Consider the following 17,219-nt stretch of genomic DNA (forward strand, 5'->3'; position numbering starts at 1 on the left):
AATGGTAAAAGTGGAATTTTTAGGCCCTATAAATAAAGAAAATTTAGAACTTGAAGTAAAAAATTTAAAAGAATTAAAAGAAATTTTGCAAAAAGATGAGAGTTTAAAAGAATGGCTAGAACTTTGTGCTGTATCTTTAAATGATGAAATCATTTTTGATGAAAACACCAAGTTAAAAGATGGTGATAAAATAGCACTTTTACCGCCAGTTTGTGGAGGCTAAATGAAACATTTTACACTTTATCAAGGCTCTTTAGATATTCCTAAAATTTATAGCCAATGGTATGAATTTTCCAAGGATAAAAACTGCGGTGCTTTACTGACTTTTTGTGGTATTGTGCGTGAAGAAGGAGGTATTGAGGCACTTAGTTTTGATATTTATGAATCGCTTTTAAAAAAATGGTTTGATGAGTGGCAAAAAAGAGTAGATTTTGATGGTATTAGCTTGCTTTTTGCTCACTCTATAGGCGATGTAGCGATACATGAAAGCTCGTATTTTGCAGGAATTTTAAGCAAACAAAGAAAATTAGGACTTAAACTTCTTAATGAATTTGTTGAAGATTTTAAAGCAAGTGCGCCCATTTGGAAGTATGATGTGATAAACAAAGAAAGAATTTATGCCAAAGAAAGATCAACCAAGCTTTGCGGTGCAGGACTTTTAAAAGGATAAAAAATGCTAATGTCTTATGAAGAAAGTTTAAAAATTTTACATTCTCATATCAAAACTTATGAAAAGATTGAAAAAATAGCTCTTACAGAGTGTTTAGGACGCATTTTAGCTCAAGATATAAAAGCCCCTAAAAATCAGCCTGAATTTCCAACCTCGGCTATGGATGGTTATGCGATCAAATTTGAAGATCAAGACAAGCCTTTAAAAATTTTAGGCCTCACACCTGCGGGTACTATGCCACAATTTAGCGTACAAAATGGCACTTGTGTAAAAACCTTTACAGGCTCACTCATGAGCGAAGGAAGCGATACTTTAGTCCCTGTTGAAAATATACGCATAGAAAATAATACTCTTTTTATAGAAAAAAAAGTTCCCCAAGCTTTTGCCGTGCGTGCGGTAGGAGAAAACTATAAAAAAGATGAAATTTTACTCAAAAAAGGCACAAGGTTAAATTATAGCGAGATAGCTCTTTTAGCTGAACTTGGATTTTTTCACATTAGTGTGTTTATAAAGCCTATTGTAGGGGTTTTAAGTAGTGGAAGTGAGATCAAAGATCTAGGAGAAGCCTTGGAAAATCCTGCTCAAATCCGCTCTTCAAATCATATCGCCATAGCTAATTTAGCTAAAAATTTAAATTGCGATACAAGGGTTTTTCCTCTTTTAAAAGATGATGAGAAAGCCACTTTTTCCACCCTTGAAAGTGCTTTGCAAAGTTGTGATATTTTGGTTACAACGGGCGGGGTTTCTATGGGAGATTTTGACTTTTTAAAAAAAGCCATCAAAGAATACGAAATCATCATCGATAAAGCCGACATAAAACCAGGTAGACATATCAAAATAGCTAAGGCTAATGAAAAATTCATCATCGCCTTACCAGGTTTTCCTTACTCGGCTATGGTAATGTTTAATCTTTACACAAGAGAGATTTTAAACTCTTGGTTACTTCAACCTAAAGACTATATTTGCAAAGCCTTTTTACAAGGAAGTTACAAGAAAAAAACACCTTATTTGGAATTTGTCGCTTGCAATATAGAGTTTAAAAATGGACGCATTTTAGCCAATCTTGAAGGCAAAAAAGAAGGCTCTAGTGCGATTATAAACAATCTTAACAATAAAGCTGCCCTTATGGTGGTGCCAAAAGAATGTGAAATGTTAGAAAATGAAAGTTTAGTAGATATTATCTTTATGCCTTAAAATTATTTAAATAATTTTATTTCGATTTTAATCAACCCTAAATTTCAATAAGTTTCAAATTCGCAACCTCCTTTTAGTGGAGTAATTAGCCCTAGCGGAGTTTCAATCCACTAGGGTTTATTTTAGTCCCTTTTTAAATTTCTTTATGGTAAAATTAGTAGCTAAGAATAAAATAAGAAACACTGGTTTTAGTCCCTTTTTAAATTTCTTTATGGTAAAATGTTGGAATGCTTAAGCAGGGGTGGAGTGAAGTTTTAGTCCCTTTTTAAATTTCTTTATGGTAAAATGTTAAAAGGATTTTGCTTTGCGATTGGGAAGTTTTAGTCCCTTTTTAAATTTCTTTATGGTAAAATAGATATTTACCAGATAATGAAAATTTCGGGATTTTTTGATAAAAAATAGCAAAAATCATGCTATAATCTCATAAGAAATTTAAAAAGGGACTAAAATAAAGAGTTTGCGGGACTCTGCGGGGTTACAATCCCCTAAAACCGCTTTTAAAATTCAAATAAATTTTGCTGATGATATTTTTCTTGTTTTTTGTTTATTTGAATTTCTTCATTATTTGAATTTTTGTATTTAAATTCTCCATGACTATCTATATCAAAAAGCGTTACATTGGTTTCGTTATTAACTTTTTCGTTAAAAACTATGCCACCAAGCAAAAGCTCCATTTTATCAAACTGCTTTTCAGTGATGATTAAAGCCCTTACATTTCCATAAGGTGGCAAAATCTTTTTTACATTTTCAATAGAACTTTTTGCAGAACTTAAACCCTTGCAAATACGCATATAAACGCTAAATTGTAGCATAAAATAACCCAATTTTATAAGATTGTTTCTAAATTTACTTGCTAGTTTTTGTTCTTTTTTACTTTTAGTTGGCACATCAAACATCAAAAGCACACGCATAAATTTATCTTCAATCATCAAATTTTACTATCTTTAGCTCATCTTCATACAATAAAGCATTTTTAAAATTTGCCACATAATGATTTATCGCTCTGTTTAAAGGATAATTTTGCCCATCAAAATTGATTTTGCTTTGTAAATTGCCAATCAACGCTCTTTTATCATCTTTGCTTAAAAACTCACTTTCACCCTTAAGCTTTAAAACACAATCATCAACACTAGCCCTAAACACTTCTATCAAATCATCGCAAAGCGCAAAAGAATTATAAATATTATCGTGCTTTATGCCAAGCCAAGGCAAAAGCCCACTTATACAAACTGCTCTAATAATACAAGCTCTAATGATTGCATAGCCATAATTTAAAGCAGAATTTTCAAAGCAAAGCTCATCTCTTGAAAAAGAAACGCCAAACAAAGTTTTAAAATAAAGCGCCGCCGCAACAGCTTCGATATTTTTACTATCATTTAAGCTTACTTTTTTAGCCAAATTTATAAGCTCATTGCTTTGCTCTATTTTATTGTGTTTTTTCAAAACAAAGGCTTGATTTAGGATTTTATTTTTAATGATTTTTTGCCATAAAATAGCCTTTTTTTGAGCACTTACATTCATTTGCTCTTTTGCGATTTTTGCACTTTGAAAATGCCCTAAAAAAGGAGTAAAAACACCATTTATACTATGAGTTTCATCGCAGGTTAGTAAGATGATTTTATGCCTTGCAAAAGCGTTAAAAAGTGCGGAACTCAGGCTTACTTGTAAGCTTTCTAAAACGATGATATTTATATCTTTTAAAAACAATTTGGCTATATTTTCATCTTGCTTAATCACAAGATGATTTAACTCTAAATTTAGCTTGGCATTAGAGCTAATAAGCAGTGTTTTAAAAGCTTCATCGTAACTCATTTTTTAAAATCTTCTCTTTGTCTAAACTCAGCCTTTGTCACTTCTCCAAGTGCTGAAACTATGTATTTTTCAAATACTTTTAGATTTTGAATTCCTATGCTTTTTGCGATTACTTCTTTTTCATTTGCATTTTTAAACAATATTTTTTGATTTTTGCTTAGCGTTTCAAATTTATTATCGTGTTTTGAAACAATCAAACTAACAGTAGAGCTTGTAAAAGCATTAAAATAAACAAGTTCTGGCTCTTGCATATCTTTAGTTTGAATTAAAATCAAACTATCTTTGTATAAAGAAAAGCAAAACTCATAATTTTCATCCATTAAAATCCAATCTTTTATAAGACCTGACTTTTTATCTTTACCTTGCACCACGGCTTTATTTGGTAATACTTTTAAAGCAAAATCCATAGTATAAATTGGCACGGCATAAAATTTATTTGTCTTTTTGTGTTTAAAAATATCCACTCTAAACATATCGCCATTTTTAACTATTTTACCATTTACTTTGCGGATTTTACCAAGCTCTAGGGCTTTTAAAACTCCTTCTTTTCCGCCGTATGATTGATAGAATTCTTCTTCTTTTCTAAATGTTTCTTCATGTAAAGCTCCACTTGGCTTTTTTCTCTCAGGTTTTGAGACAAAAATTTCATCAATTTTATCTAAAACCTTTTGCCTAAAACCACTAAAAGGCTCAAAAAACTTCCTTTTGTTTTTATAATCTAATTCACTAATTTTTTTTGCATAAAGTTCTGCACTGTTGCTTTCTTGCTCTTTTTTAAAATCTGAAAAAGCCTTTACGATAGAGTTGTTTGCATAAGCAATAATTACTGCATCGATGGCGTGATGAAGATGGTTATTTCTATCCTTAGCGCTAAAGCCCCAAGTGTGTCTTAAAGCCGATGTAAGCATACCGCTTTTTGCTTCTACATGCACTTTTGAGCCTTTTTGTGTGTCGTTTAACTTTGTATTTTCATCATCGCTTAAAGGTAAAAAATCTAAATAATCTTTAGTGTAGTTTAAAACAAGCCTTGCGATGTAGCGAGTATCGTTTAGATTTCTATCTTTAAAGTCTTTTTGCTCTTTGTCTTTGTAATTTTTATCTAAAATTCTTTTTTGCTTTTTAGTAGGTAAATTTTTTGCTAAAACTTCAATTTTCTGCCATTTTGCACTATCATTGCCAAAGGCTTCAAAGGGGGTTTGATTAAGTTTTTCTTGATTTTGCTTGGTAAAAACTAAAACTTTATTCATATAAGAATCATCAAAACTTCTAGAATAAGGGTAAATGTGATCAATTTCAAGCATTTTTTCATCTTGCAAATCACTAATTTTAATCTTTTCTCCACTATAAGCACAAAATTCTTTTTGTTCTTTAAATAATCTTAATTTTAAAATATTTTTGCTATTTATTTTTAAGCCTAGTTTTTCACATTCAAGTTCGGCGTCTTTTTTGGCCTTGTAGTTTTCGTTTTGCTCTTTTTCTATTTTAGCTCTTTGGCTGTGATTTTTACCTACTTCTCTTGCTAATTCAATGTTTATTTTATGCACTTTACCGTATTTTTTAAGTAAGGCATTTAAGACCTTTCTATATTCTTTAATCGCCCTTAAAACCACAGGATTAGTTACTTCATCTTTGTAATAAGTTTCATTAAATGCGGGTAAAAAGTCTTTTTTATCTTCATTGATTGCTACTTTTAAATTAAGCTCATTGTAAGCTTCATCGTATTTTTTACCTTCAAGCATTAAAGGAGTGATAAGTTTTAAGGCTTTAAAACTTATATTTAAATGGTCTTTAAATTCCAATTTGCTTAAACTATCAATTTGATTTTGATTTAAATCATATTTTGCTAAAGCCTTTTTAAGTTTAATCTCATCTTTTATAAGAGTAATATCTTTTGCTATTTCATTTAAATTATCTTGGCTTAAATTATGCTCACCTAGGGCTTTTATAAATTCTTTGTATTTTTTAAACTCAATAAAATAAGTTCCTTTTTCTCCTTTAAATTCATAATCATCGCTTAAGCCCAAAAGCTTTTTTGTTTGTTTATAAGTTAGAGTGCCGTTTTTTAAAACTTCATTTAAAAGGGTGTTTAAATCATCTTTTGTATATAAAATTCCTTCAGTATTTTTAAGATTGTTTAAAAGATTGATAATTCTTGTAAGTGCTACAAACATAAAAGCTAAAGGCGAATTTTTTGGCGCTCTTTTTTCATCAGTAAAAAAACTACAATTTCCCACTAAATGAGAAAAATCTTTTAAAGCCCTTTTATAAAATGCTACACTAAGCACTTCTTCTTCAAATTTCTTTGAAAAAGAAAAGCCAAATTCTCTTTGTTTTTGAAAAATAAGCTTTAATTCATCTTTTAAAAAACTTTACGCTATGCAGCGTTCATAACTTTCTTTTTTATTTCTAACATTTATAAATTCTTTGGAATTTTCTTTGAATTTTTGAAAATACTCTTTATAAAGATACTCTCCCACACTTTGATAATTTACTAGTTTTTCTTCATTTTGCTTGATAGCTTTTAAAATCTCGCTCTTTTCTTCATCACCATTATTTTTAATATCATCATAGCCACGCCTTTTTGCAATATGTAAAATCACTCTTGCAAAATCTTGCTTACTTAAAAGCTCGTTTAAAGCTCTAAATCTTAACTCATAAGGGCTAATTAAAGAGCCTTTATAAGCCTTAGCTAAACTTTCATCAAAGCTTTGATAATCTTCATAATTTAACTTAAATTCATTTGCGATTAAATGTTTTAAGTGATTTAGCCTTGCTTTGCGTCTAGCAAGGCGTTTTCTGGCACTTCTTGCAAGGCGTCTTGGCAAGGCTAAGGATTCTCCTGTTTTGGGATTTTCAGCCTTTGTAAAAATCCTAACTCCACAATCTTTTAACTCATCATTTTCACTAAATGCCCAGCCAATAGAGCTTATTCCTATATCAAATGCCAAAATTCTTGCCACACTAGATCCTTTTTAATATTTATGATTTGTGTATAATTATAATACAAAAATCATTTTTTTAAACAAACATAAACTTTTCAGTAACCAAACTATACATATTATTAATTTTATAATGCAAAAAATAAGTAAAATTTTAAATGAAAAATATTTATTAGTTAAATTTTAGCTAAAATAAAATAAAAGCTAATAATAACTTTAGGAGAAATCATGCCAATTTTTATGATATGTTCTACACTTTTAGCGGTAATTGTTGTTGCTTATTATATACTTAAAAAATACAATCCTATTTTTGTATTTTTTCTTTCAGGTATTATCTTGCTTATTTTTGCTTTTTATATCACAGGAACACCTATACCAAAAACTCCAAGCAGAGAGTATACAAGCTTTTAAATGTTTTACCTGATAGTTATCTTTTATCACAGCGACTTTTAAAAGTCAGCTTTCTGGAGCAGGGCTTATTATCATGAGTGTGGCAGGCTTTACTGCTTACATGAAACATATCAATGCTTCGGCAAAACTTGCTTTTTTAGCAAATAAACCCTCAGGAAAAATCAAAAAATAAATACTTAATTTTAAGTGGAACTTTTGTTGTTGGAATGGCTTTAAAAATCGTCATTTCTAGCTATGCTGAATTGCTTTTGCTTTTGTTAGCATATATTTATCCTGTTTTAATCTCACTTAAAATCCGTCCTATTACAACTGTATGTGCGCTTTCTTTAATTGCACTTGATTATGATCCAAAAGATGGAAATTCAATCAATATGGCAGATATGGTAGGACAAAGTGATAATGTCGTAAGGCTTTTTTTAAATTACCAAATTTATAGTGTGATTACCTATGTTGTAATTATTGCCATCTTGATTCCTTTTTATTTTGCTTGGATTGATAAAAGAGATAAAGAAAAAGGTGTTTTAAATGATGAAGTTGAAATTCCGCAAATCATTGATCCTAAATGCCCTACTTTTTACATACTCTTTCCTTGGTTACCTGTTGTATTTTTATTTATAGCGTATTTTTTTACTATCAAGCTCGATGTTGTGATAGCAAATTTTGTAAGAATTTCTTTAGTTTTTCTTGTTGAATTTGCAAGACACAGAAATGCTAGAAAATTAGGCGAAGATATGATGGTGATTTTAAAAGGCTATGGCTGAAATTTTTATCTCAGTCGTAAGCATAATCATCGCCGCTGGAGTATTTGCTGAAGGCATTAAAGCACTTGGTGGAGTTAATATCCTTGCTAACGCGGTTTCAAATCTTGGAACAGGAAATTTTGCATGGTTTGGAATTCTTTTGAGTATAGCTATTTTAAGCTTTTTAGTTTATTTTGCCACAGTGATTATGGGAAGTGGAATTGCCGCTTTTAATACTTTTGGAAAACTAGCTCCTGATATAGCTACAAAATTAGGCGTTGCACCTATTACTCTAGTTTTACCTATAGAAATTGCATCTTGTTTAGGTCGTGCAGCTTCACCAATAGCAGGCGAAATCATAGCTTTAGCTGGATTTGCAAAAGTAGCTCCAATGGATATTATAAAACGAACCACTCCTCTTTTACTTATCGCTATGCTTGTAAATGTGCTTGTAGCCTTTTATCTAGCACAAACCAATCCTTTGCCAAAAGAACAAAACACTACAAAAATAGAACTTAAAATACAAAAATAAAGCGTATTAACGCTTTATTTTCATTCTAAAACAATACCTTCATTAATGCAAATTTCGCCGATAATAAAGGCATCTGAATTTTCTAAAACCTTACTTACATTAGAAGGATCTACAACCATTACTAAACCCACTCCCATGTTAAAGCTTCTATACATTTCGCTTTCTTCTACAGCCTGTCCTATAGTATAAAAAATTTCAGGAGTTTTAAGATGATGTTTGCGTATAGTTGCACCCATACCACGAGGTAAAACGCGTGGTAAATTTTCTACTAAACCACCCCCTGTAATATGAGCTAGAGCACTGATATAAGGCTTTAGTGTAAGAAAATCACGCACATAAATCCTTGTAGGTTCTAACAAAATATCAATTAAATTTTTACCCTCTATCTTGTCATCAAATTTTAATTTTAAACTTTCAAAAAGTACTTTTCTAGCTAAAGAATAACCATTTGAATGAAGTCCTGAACTAGAAAGTGCCAATAAAATATCACCATTTTTAACAAATTTACTTCTATCAATCTCATCTTCTTCAGCCATACCCACTGCAAAACCCGCAAGATCAAAATCATCTTTTGCATACATTCCAGGCATTTCAGCAGTTTCTCCGCCAATTAATGCACAATTTGCCATCTTACATCCCTTGGCAATGCCTGATACAACAGCCTTTGCTACTTCTACTTCGAGCTTGGCTGTAGCATAATAATCTAGGAAAAACAAAGGCGTAGCAAAATTACAAATCAAATCATTCACGCACATTGCTACTAAATCTTGCCCTATAGTATCATATTTTTTAGCATCAATTGCCAAGCGAAGCTTGGTACCAACCCCATCTGTTGCACCTAAAATCACAGGCTTTTTAAAACCACTTGGCATTCTAAAAGCACCAGCAAAAGAACCAATTCCACCTACAACATTATCATTAAAAGTTTCTTTAACCAAAGGTTTTATAGCCTCTACAAAGGTATTTCCATTATCTATACTTACGCCTGCATCTTCATATGAAATTTTCATTTATTTTCCTTTAAGAACTAAAAAGGTATTTTAACGAAAAAAGTTTTAATAAGGCATAAGATGAAAAATGCTTTTTTTGTAACCGCTTCAATTGCTTGTGGTAAAAGCACTTTTATAGAAATAGCGAATTCTTTAGACTTTAAAAGCATTAGCGCAGACAAAATCGCTCATAAAATTTTAGATGAAAATGCTTTAGAACTTGAAAAGATTTTTTCTCCCTTTAGTTTAAAAAATTTACTCACAAAAGAAAAGAAAATCGATAGAAAAATCCTTGGAAAAATTGTTTTTAACAATAAAGAAGCTAAAAAAATCTTAGAAAATTTCACTCATCCTAAAATTCGAGCTAAAATTTTAGAACAAATACAAATTCTAGATAAAGAAAATAAAGCTTTTTTTGTAGAAATTCCTCTTTTTTTTGAAAGCGGTGCTTATGAAAATTTAGGCAAAGTCATTGTAATTTACACACCTAAAGAATTAAGCCTTAAAAGAATCATGCAAAGAGATAAGCTCAGCTTAGAAGCTGCAAAAGCAAGACTTGATTCTCAAATAGATATTGAAGAAAAACTTAAAAAAGCAGATTTTATCATTAAAAATACTAATTCTTATGCCGATTTTAGGCAAGAATGTGTTAAAGTAATACAAGAAATTTCTAAAGGAAAAATGTGAAATTTTATAAATATTGTGCAAGTGGGAATGATTTTGTCATAACAAATGCTGATAGAAAAGAAGATAGAAGTGCTTTAGCTAAAGAACTTTGTAATCGTTATGAGGGTATAGGTGCGGATGGCTTTATCGTGATATTGCCTCATGAAAAATACGACTTTGAATGGGAATTTTATAATAACGATGGCTCAAGGGCTGCTATGTGTGGCAATGGCTCAAGGGCTGCGGCACATTTTGCACATCATATTAACAAAATAAATCCTAACATGAGTTTTTTAACCGGTGCAGGAGTAATAAAAGCAAAGGTAAATCAAGATAAAGTTGAAGTATCTTTAGGCAAAATAAAAAGCGTGCAAAATACTTTTGAAGAATTAGGAAAAACTTGGCAACTTTGCAACACTGGAGTTCCACATCTAGTACATTTTTGTCAAAATTTAGATGAATTTGATACAATGCTTTGTCAAAAAATGAGACAAAAATATAATGCCAATGTTAATTTTGTAAAAATTTTAGATGAAAATCATTTAAAAGTTCGCACCTATGAACGCGGAGTTGAAGATGAAACCTTAGCTTGTGGCACAGGAATGGGGGCTTGTTTTTATCTGGCATTTTTAAATAAAAAAGTACAAAATAAAGTTAAAATAACTCCTAAAAGTGGTGAAGAGGTAGGGTTTGCATATAAAAATGAAGAATTGTTTTTTGAAGGAAAGGTAAAGTATTGTTTTGAAGCCAATTATAATTTTTTTTAGTCTTTTTCTAATCCCACTTTTTGCTGATGATCTAAAGAGTGGATTTGGAGAAGAATATTACAAACTTGATATAGATCAAAAAAGACAAATTTTTTTTATAAAAATGAATGAAATGTTTGATCAAAGCTTTAAAAAAATTGAACAAGAAAGAGCTTTTATCGAAGCCTTTTTTAAAGATGCTTACAAAACAGGCTTTAGGACTTCAAACCAAATAAATCTTGAAAAACTTATCACGATAAAAAACAAATATCGCATTGAAAATCTTTATGATTTTGCAGAATATAAAAAACGTATTCAAAAAATTCCAAAATCCATGGGTATAGCCCAAGCTTTAGTTGAAAGTGCTACAGGTACCAGTCGCTTCGCAAGAGAAGCAAACAATCTTTTTGGAGAATGGACTTGGGGTGAGAAAGGTTTAATTCCTGATTTAAGACATCCAGATAAAAAACACAAAATTAAAATTTTTGATAGTCTGCAAGATAGTGTTGACTCTTATGTTTTAAATTTAAATCGTCATTTTGCTTATGAAAAGTTTCGCGATGCAAGAGCTAAATTTGAAAGCGAAGGCAAAGAGATAACAGGGCTAGAGGCTATTAAAACTTTAGATTCTTATTCTGAACGCAAGGGATATTATATCAATCTTATTACAAAAATCATCAAACGATACAACCTTGAAAAATACGATACAAACTCAAACAACACCTAAAATCCAAGTGAAAATTTATCAAAAGATATGACTTCAAATTTAACCCCTTGTTCAAAAAAATTATCCTCGCTTGAAAGAGTGATAAAAATCACATGAAAAATTCCAAGTTCTAAAGCCTTTGGTAAAATTTTCTTAGCACGTAGCTTGATCAAATCAATATCTAAAGTTGGACTTGAAATATAAGCAATTTTAGATATTTGGCTATAAAAGTTAAAGTATTTGTTATAAAAAAATTCTTCTTTAAATTTAAACAACTCGCTTAAAACTAAATTTTCAAATAAATGTGAAAAATCCTTTGAAATACAAAGATTATTTCTTAGGCCAAAATCTTTAAAATAAATCTTTTGAAGTTTTTTTTCATCATGTTTTAAGGTATAAATCACATAAGTATTTTCTAATTTTTTTATAGCTTGATAAACACTATCTTTTGAAGTTTTTAATCTTTTTTTGAGTTCTATAAATATCTTAGAAATACTGATTTGCTGACCCAAATTTAAAGCTAAATACTTTAAAATTTCTAATTCTAAAAGAGTGAAGCTTTGTCTTAGAAGTATGTTTTTTTCTCCAAATTTACTGCGTCCACTTTGCAAAAAAAGACCTACTAAATTATTTATAGGTAAATTTTTCTTACTTACACTAATAAATTCTTCAAAATCAAAATAATCAAGTTCAAGCTCTTCAAACCCATTTACATTTAAATCTTTTATATTTGTACTTAAGATGATGGGAATGTTAATTTTTTCTAAATTAGGGATAAAATCCAAATTATAAAGGCAAAGAATTTTAATTTGTAAATTTTCATTCAGAAAATCAGCAAGTCTTTCTAAACTTTGTTTTTCAAAGCGTGTATCATATAAATCTAAAAACAAAATTTCACTTGCTTTAAATTGAGATAAAAAATTAAAAATAAGTGTTTTTTTACCACAAAATCGTGGGCCTTTTATGATAATATTTGGTTTTGAAATTTGATTTTTTCTTTCATAACTTACTTCAAATTTAGGGTGGTTTTCATAAAAAAAATTAAGTACTTTCAATTTTATCCTTTAAAAAAGGATATTATAACCTAGTTTGTATAATTGGGGCATAAAGCCCCTTAAATTACATTTTGCAAGCACCTTGTAAAGTAGCGCCTATCATCCAAAGACTTTTTTCATATTTTGCGATATTTTCTTGTGCAAAAGCAGCTGTTGTAGTATCACTTTCTTTTTCTGCTGCTTCATTGAGTTTTTTAAATTCTGCTAAAAGATATTCATAATCTTGTTTGATCAGTTCTATGACTTCAAGCGGAGTAAAGCAATCTTTTGCAACTTTTGGACTTTTTGCATTTTCCATTAAAACTTTTTGGCAAGTGATAGCTTTTTCGCCAAGTTGTAAAACTCTTTCAGCACAACTATCAAAAAGTTCTGCCATTTCTTCATAAGCTTTTTCTGTGTACTCGTGTATAGAAAAAAATTGCAAACCTTTTACATTCCAGTGATAATTATGAAATTTAACCCATAAATGATGAGCATCTGCTTGCATTTGTAATAATTGTTTTGTAACTGACATGATTGACTCCTTTTTTTAATTTTTAAAATTATAACATAAAATTCTTAAATAATAATTATTATTATTAATTAAAAATTTTTATTATAATTTTAACTTAAAATCATTATACTCTTTTTTAATGAATTTTGATTAAGAATTTAATATATTTTTTAAGATCAACTTTCCAACTTCCACACCAGGTTGATCATAAGTGTTAATCCCTAGCATAACACCGCAAGTTGAAGTAAAAAGTTCATAATAATACATCAAATATCCCGCATGCCAAGCGTCAAGTTTTTCAAGTTCTATCACATCAACACTCAAATTTTCAGCGATTAAAGCGTGCATAGTTGCATCACATTGAGCGTTTAAAAGTTCGTGAAGATTGACTTTATTACTTAAAGAATCTAAAAATTTAAAATGAATATCAGGGATAATAGGTGCTTTTTGAGCGTCTTTGATTTTTAAAAAAGTTACAGTTTTATTTTTAGGTCCATCCATGATGAGTTGTAAAAAACTATGTTGATCTCTTGCGCCAATGAGTGCAATAGGAGTTAAACCTATGCGTTTATAGCCTTGCTTTTTACCTAAACTTTCAGCAATAAGCTGGATATACCATTCATTAAAGCCTTTAAAAGCATCGCTATATGAAAAAAGTACATTGATATTGGCATTTTTGTGTGTACAATAATGATAGGCTTTTTGTAAAATTTCATCTTTTTTGTGAGTAAAAAAATCTTCAAAACAAGCTTTAGCTCCTTCTAAAAGAGCTTTGGCATTATAGCCACAAAAACAAAGTGGAACTATACCTACGGCTGAAAGTATGCTAAAACGACCTCCTACATTTGCAGGGATAAAAAAGCATTTAATACCTAAATTTTCACCTTCTTGATGAAGTTTTGAATCCTTATCGGTAATAAAAACAAAGTATTTTTTTAATTCTTGCATATCAAGTTTAAAATGTTCAATAAGAAGTTTAAAAAGCGATACAACTTCTATAGTACTACCTGTTTTGCTGATGATTAAAAACAAACTTTCTTCAAGCTTGATTTTTTCTAAAGTCTTATTAAAAGAATGCGAGCTTGTGTTATCGAGTATAAAAAGCTCTCTTTGGTTGCTTTTTTCATTAAAAAGCATATCACGCAAGGCTTTTACACCACAACTTGAACCTCCCATTCCCACTAAAACGATATTTTTTACATACTCTTTATCTTGAATAAATTGCAAGCTCTCATCGATTAAATTCAAACTTGTGTCAATAAGATGATAATACCCTATATCTCCACTTTTTACCTCATCATTAATACGATTTGCATAAGAACTTATAGTGTGAATTTCACTTTGTTTAAAAAAAAGCGTATTGTTTAACATTTACTTTTCTCGTAAAAATAATTTGTCGCCTCTACAAAGCCTTCTACACTTCCACAATCAAAGCGTTTCCCTTGAAATTTATAAGCTAAAACCATACCATTGGTTGCTTGAGTTAAAAGCGCGTCGGTAAGTTGAATTTCACCATTTTTTCCTGCTTTAGTATTTTCTAAAATTCCAAAAATATCAGGAGTTAAAATATATCTTCCTATGATAGCAAGATTACTTGGAGCTTCATCAGGACTTGGTTTTTCTATCATAGAATTAACCATGATAAGATTTTCTTCTACAAAATTTCCAGAAATTACTCCATAGTTTGAAACTTGCTCTTTTGGTACTTCCATCACAGCTATGATGGTGCAGCGATATTTTTCATAAATTTTTACCATTTGAGCCATAACATTTAAGCCTTCTTCATTAACACACAAATCATCAGCCAAAATTACGCCAAAAGCTTCATCGCCAACCAAAGGTCTACCTTTTAAAACCGCATCACCTAAGCCTTTCATTTGATTTTGTCTTGTAAAAGTAAAGGTACAACGATTGATCAAAGAGCGAATTTCATCAAGTAAGTATTCTTTTTTTGTACCTGAAATTTGATGTTCAAGTTCATAAGAAATATCAAAATAATCCTCCAAAGCTCTTTTTCCACGCCCTGTGACAAATCCCATATTTTCCATTCCTGCTTCTAAAGCTTCATCAACTCCATAATGGATCAAAGGCTTGGTTAAGATAGGTAACATCTCTTTAGGTAAAGTTTTTGTTGCAGGTAAAAATCTCGTCCCATAACCTGCCGCAGGGAAAATACAAGTTTGAAGCATAAAAATTTCCTTTTATTTTTTTATCATTATAGCTTATTTTTATGAATTTTCATGCAACAAGGCAAAGTTCTTTTTGCCTTGTTATTCAAACTCTGCCTTAGCTAATTTAACAATGGTTTCTACTACTTTAGAATCTTCAAGTGTTGAAATATCCTGTTTGATTTCTTCGCCTCTTGCTATAGTTCTTAAAATTCTTCTCATTATTTTACCACTTCTAGTTTTTGGCAAACCTGGAGTATAAAGAATTTTTTCTATTTTAGCTATAGGTCCTATTTCTACTCTTAAAATGTCATTAAGTTCTTTTAAAGTTTCTATAGCTCCGCCAAGATCACAACTGGATGCAGGACTTAAAACCACAAAAGCAAACAATGACTCGCCCTTAATCGTATCCAAAATACTCACTACAGCTGATTCTGCTACACTTGGATGTTTAGCAATAGCGCTTTCAATTTCAGCCGTTCCTATACGATGTCCTGCAACATTAACCACATCATCTGTTCTTCCTGTGATGGTAATATAACCATTTTTATCATAAAAAGCACCATCGCCACTAAAATATACAGCTTTTCCATCTTTTTTAGCTTGAGAAAAATAACTTTCTATATAGCGTTCATCATTGCCCCAAATTCCACGAATCATCGAAGGCCAAGGTTTAGTTATACAAAGCAACCCATCTTCACCTTCATCTTTTTTATTGCCTTCTTCATCAATAACTTCCGCAAAAATCCCTGGCAAAGGCAAGGTGGCACAACCTGGTTTTAAAGGAGTGGCGCCTGGTAAAGGCGTGATCATATGCCCACCTGTTTCTGTTTGCCACCAAGTATCGACTATAGGACTTTTAGTTCCCCCTATTTCATCATAAAACCACTTCCAAGCACTAGGATTGATAGGCTCTCCAACCGTTCCAAGCACTTCAAGCGTACTTAAATCATATTTTCTTGGCTCATTAGGTGCATCAGCATGAAGCATTCTTATGGCAGTTGGCGAAGTGTAGAATTTGCTTATTTGATACTCTTCTATCATTCTCCACCAACGCCCAGAATTTGGATAAGTAGGAGTTCCTTCATGCATTATAGTCGTTGCCCCACATGCTAAAGGCCCATAAACTACATAAGTATGTCCTGTAATCCAACCCACATCAGCACTACACCAATAATTATCATAATCTTTAATATCAAAAACCCATTCCATAGTCATTTGTGCCCAAAGTATATATCCTGCACTTGCATGCATAACTCCTTTTGGCTTGCCCGTTGATCCTGAAGTGTAAAGCAAAAACAACAAATCCTCACTATCCATAATTTCGGGTTCACACTTATAAGACTCATTTTTCACAAGTTCGTTATAAACATAGTCCCTTCCTTTAATATATTCTATAGGCTCATTATTGCGTATAACTATAAGTACTTTTTCTACACTTTCACACCCTTCACTTAAAGCCTTATCTACTGCAGGTTTTAACATATAAGGTTTGCCACGACGAAAAGCACCATCAGCCGTTACTACAAGTTTAGCTCCTGCATCTATAATTCTATCTCTTAAGGCTTCAGGAGAAAACCCTCCAAATACTACACTATGAATAGCCCCAATCCTTGCACAAGCTAACATTACTATAGCTGTTTCTGGAATCATAGGCATATAAATTACAACCCTATCGCCTTTTTTTACTCCGAATTTTTTAAGCAAATTGGCCGCCTTGCAAGTTTCATGCAATAATCTTCTATAAGTATAAACTTCATAATCCCCCATTTCACCTTCAAAAATCAAAGCAGCTTTATTGCGTCTTGTTTTCATATGACGATCAAGACATTGATAACTTACATTTAAAGTTCCACCTTCAAACCATTTATAAAATGGAGCTTTATCCTCATTTAGCACTCTTGAAAAAGGCGAAAACCACTCAATCTTCTCAAATGCTTGTCTTTTCCAAAAACCTTCAAAATCTTCCTTGGCTTCATCGCATAAATCATAGTATTCACATAAATTTTTTATACGAGCATTACGAGAAAATTCTTTACTTGGCTTAAAAAGCTCTTGATTATTTTGATTAAGCATAAAAACTCCTTTATGGTTGTTT

14 protein-coding genes, 2 pseudogenes and 1 CRISPR repeat array are annotated in these 17,219 nt (G+C 30.9%); of the genes and pseudogenes, 7 read left to right on the top strand and 9 right to left on the bottom strand.

The window, feature by feature from the left end:
- Position 1 precedes the first annotated feature (1 nt).
- Genes FBF20_RS07735 through FBF20_RS07745 form a run of 3 tightly spaced genes read left to right on the top strand, consistent with a single transcriptional unit; the run spans position 2 to position 1,864 of the window.
- Positions 2-223: a MoaD/ThiS family protein gene (locus tag FBF20_RS07735; protein ID WP_002779488.1), complete on the top strand. Its 222-nt coding sequence runs from the start codon at positions 2-4 to the stop codon at positions 221-223.
- Complete coding sequence (locus FBF20_RS07740) at positions 224-670, top strand: molybdenum cofactor biosynthesis protein MoaE (RefSeq protein ID WP_002781229.1); 447 nt, start codon at positions 224-226, stop codon at positions 668-670. It begins immediately after the preceding gene.
- A 3-nt stretch (positions 671-673) separates the two neighbouring features.
- Entirely contained in the window at positions 674-1,864 is a 1,191-nt protein-coding gene (locus FBF20_RS07745; protein WP_002858151.1) for a molybdopterin molybdotransferase MoeA, read from the top strand.
- A gap of 119 nt (positions 1,865-1,983) precedes the next feature.
- Positions 1,984-2,217: direct repeats of the CRISPR family, unit length 35 nt; unit sequence TTTTAGTCCCTTTTTAAATTTCTTTATGGTAAAAT.
- A gap of 144 nt (positions 2,218-2,361) precedes the next feature.
- Here the strand turns inward: FBF20_RS07745 and cas2 are convergent.
- The 3 genes and pseudogenes from cas2 to cas9 form a co-directional block, all read right to left on the bottom strand.
- Entirely contained in the window at positions 2,362-2,793 is a 432-nt protein-coding gene (gene cas2 / locus FBF20_RS07750) for a CRISPR-associated endonuclease Cas2 (protein WP_002876340.1), read from the bottom strand.
- Complete coding sequence (cas1, locus tag FBF20_RS07755; protein WP_002819068.1) at positions 2,786-3,676, bottom strand: type II CRISPR-associated endonuclease Cas1; 891 nt, start codon at positions 3,674-3,676, stop codon at positions 2,786-2,788. Before cas1 ends, cas2 begins: the two co-directional genes overlap by 8 nt.
- Positions 3,673-6,636, bottom strand: a pseudogene (gene cas9, locus FBF20_RS07760) (type II CRISPR RNA-guided endonuclease Cas9). Before cas9 ends, cas1 begins: the two are co-directional and overlap by 4 nt.
- Before the next feature lie 207 nt (positions 6,637-6,843).
- Here cas9 and dcuC point away from each other — a divergent pair.
- A pseudogene (dcuC, locus tag FBF20_RS07770) lies at positions 6,844-8,298 on the top strand (C4-dicarboxylate transporter DcuC).
- 20 nt (positions 8,299-8,318) lie between these two features.
- Here dcuC and purM read toward each other — a convergent pair.
- Positions 8,319-9,308, bottom strand: a complete 990-nt coding sequence (gene purM / locus FBF20_RS07775; RefSeq protein ID WP_002876346.1) for a phosphoribosylformylglycinamidine cyclo-ligase — start codon at positions 9,306-9,308, stop codon at positions 8,319-8,321.
- A gap of 60 nt (positions 9,309-9,368) precedes the next feature.
- Between purM and coaE the strand changes: the two genes are divergently transcribed.
- Genes coaE through FBF20_RS07790 form a run of 3 tightly spaced genes read left to right on the top strand, consistent with a single transcriptional unit; the run spans position 9,369 to position 11,426 of the window.
- Positions 9,369-9,974, top strand: coding sequence for a dephospho-CoA kinase (gene coaE, locus FBF20_RS07780; RefSeq protein WP_002890120.1), 606 nt, complete (start codon positions 9,369-9,371; stop codon positions 9,972-9,974).
- Positions 9,971-10,720 carry a diaminopimelate epimerase gene (gene dapF, locus FBF20_RS07785; RefSeq protein ID WP_002876348.1) on the top strand — a complete coding sequence of 250 codons (750 nt, stop codon included), beginning with the start codon at positions 9,971-9,973 and terminating at the stop codon, positions 10,718-10,720. Before coaE ends, dapF begins: the two co-directional genes overlap by 4 nt.
- Positions 10,695-11,426 (top strand): glucosaminidase domain-containing protein, encoded by a 732-nt coding sequence (locus tag FBF20_RS07790; protein ID WP_002851407.1) that lies wholly within the window; start codon positions 10,695-10,697, stop codon positions 11,424-11,426. The genes dapF and FBF20_RS07790 overlap by 26 nt, the downstream gene beginning before the upstream one ends.
- Here FBF20_RS07790 and FBF20_RS07795 read toward each other — a convergent pair.
- The 5 genes from FBF20_RS07795 to acs all read right to left on the bottom strand — a co-directional run bounded on the left by FBF20_RS07795 (position 11,423) and on the right by acs (position 17,197).
- Positions 11,423-12,460, bottom strand: coding sequence for an ATP-binding protein (locus FBF20_RS07795; RefSeq protein ID WP_002851155.1), 1,038 nt, complete (start codon positions 12,458-12,460; stop codon positions 11,423-11,425). The genes FBF20_RS07790 and FBF20_RS07795 overlap by 4 nt on opposite strands.
- Positions 12,461-12,524: 64 nt before the next feature.
- Entirely contained in the window at positions 12,525-12,974 is a 450-nt protein-coding gene (locus tag FBF20_RS07800; protein WP_002851546.1) for a Dps family protein, read from the bottom strand.
- A gap of 129 nt (positions 12,975-13,103) precedes the next feature.
- Entirely contained in the window at positions 13,104-14,324 is a 1,221-nt protein-coding gene (locus tag FBF20_RS07805) for a glucose-6-phosphate isomerase (RefSeq protein WP_002855462.1), read from the bottom strand.
- Positions 14,318-15,142: a UTP--glucose-1-phosphate uridylyltransferase GalU gene (gene galU / locus FBF20_RS07810; protein WP_002851421.1), complete on the bottom strand. Its 825-nt coding sequence runs from the start codon at positions 15,140-15,142 to the stop codon at positions 14,318-14,320. The genes FBF20_RS07805 and galU overlap by 7 nt, the downstream gene beginning before the upstream one ends.
- An 81-nt stretch (positions 15,143-15,223) precedes the next feature.
- On the bottom strand, positions 15,224-17,197 hold the full coding sequence (gene acs / locus FBF20_RS07815; protein ID WP_002851288.1) for an acetate--CoA ligase: 1,974 nt from the start codon (positions 17,195-17,197) through the stop codon (positions 15,224-15,226).
- Positions 17,198-17,219: the final 22 nt, after the last annotated feature.

It is taken from the genome of Campylobacter sp. CFSAN093259 (genome assembly GCF_012889985.1).
GTDB classification, from domain to species: Bacteria; Campylobacterota; Campylobacteria; order Campylobacterales; family Campylobacteraceae; genus Campylobacter_D; species Campylobacter_D jejuni.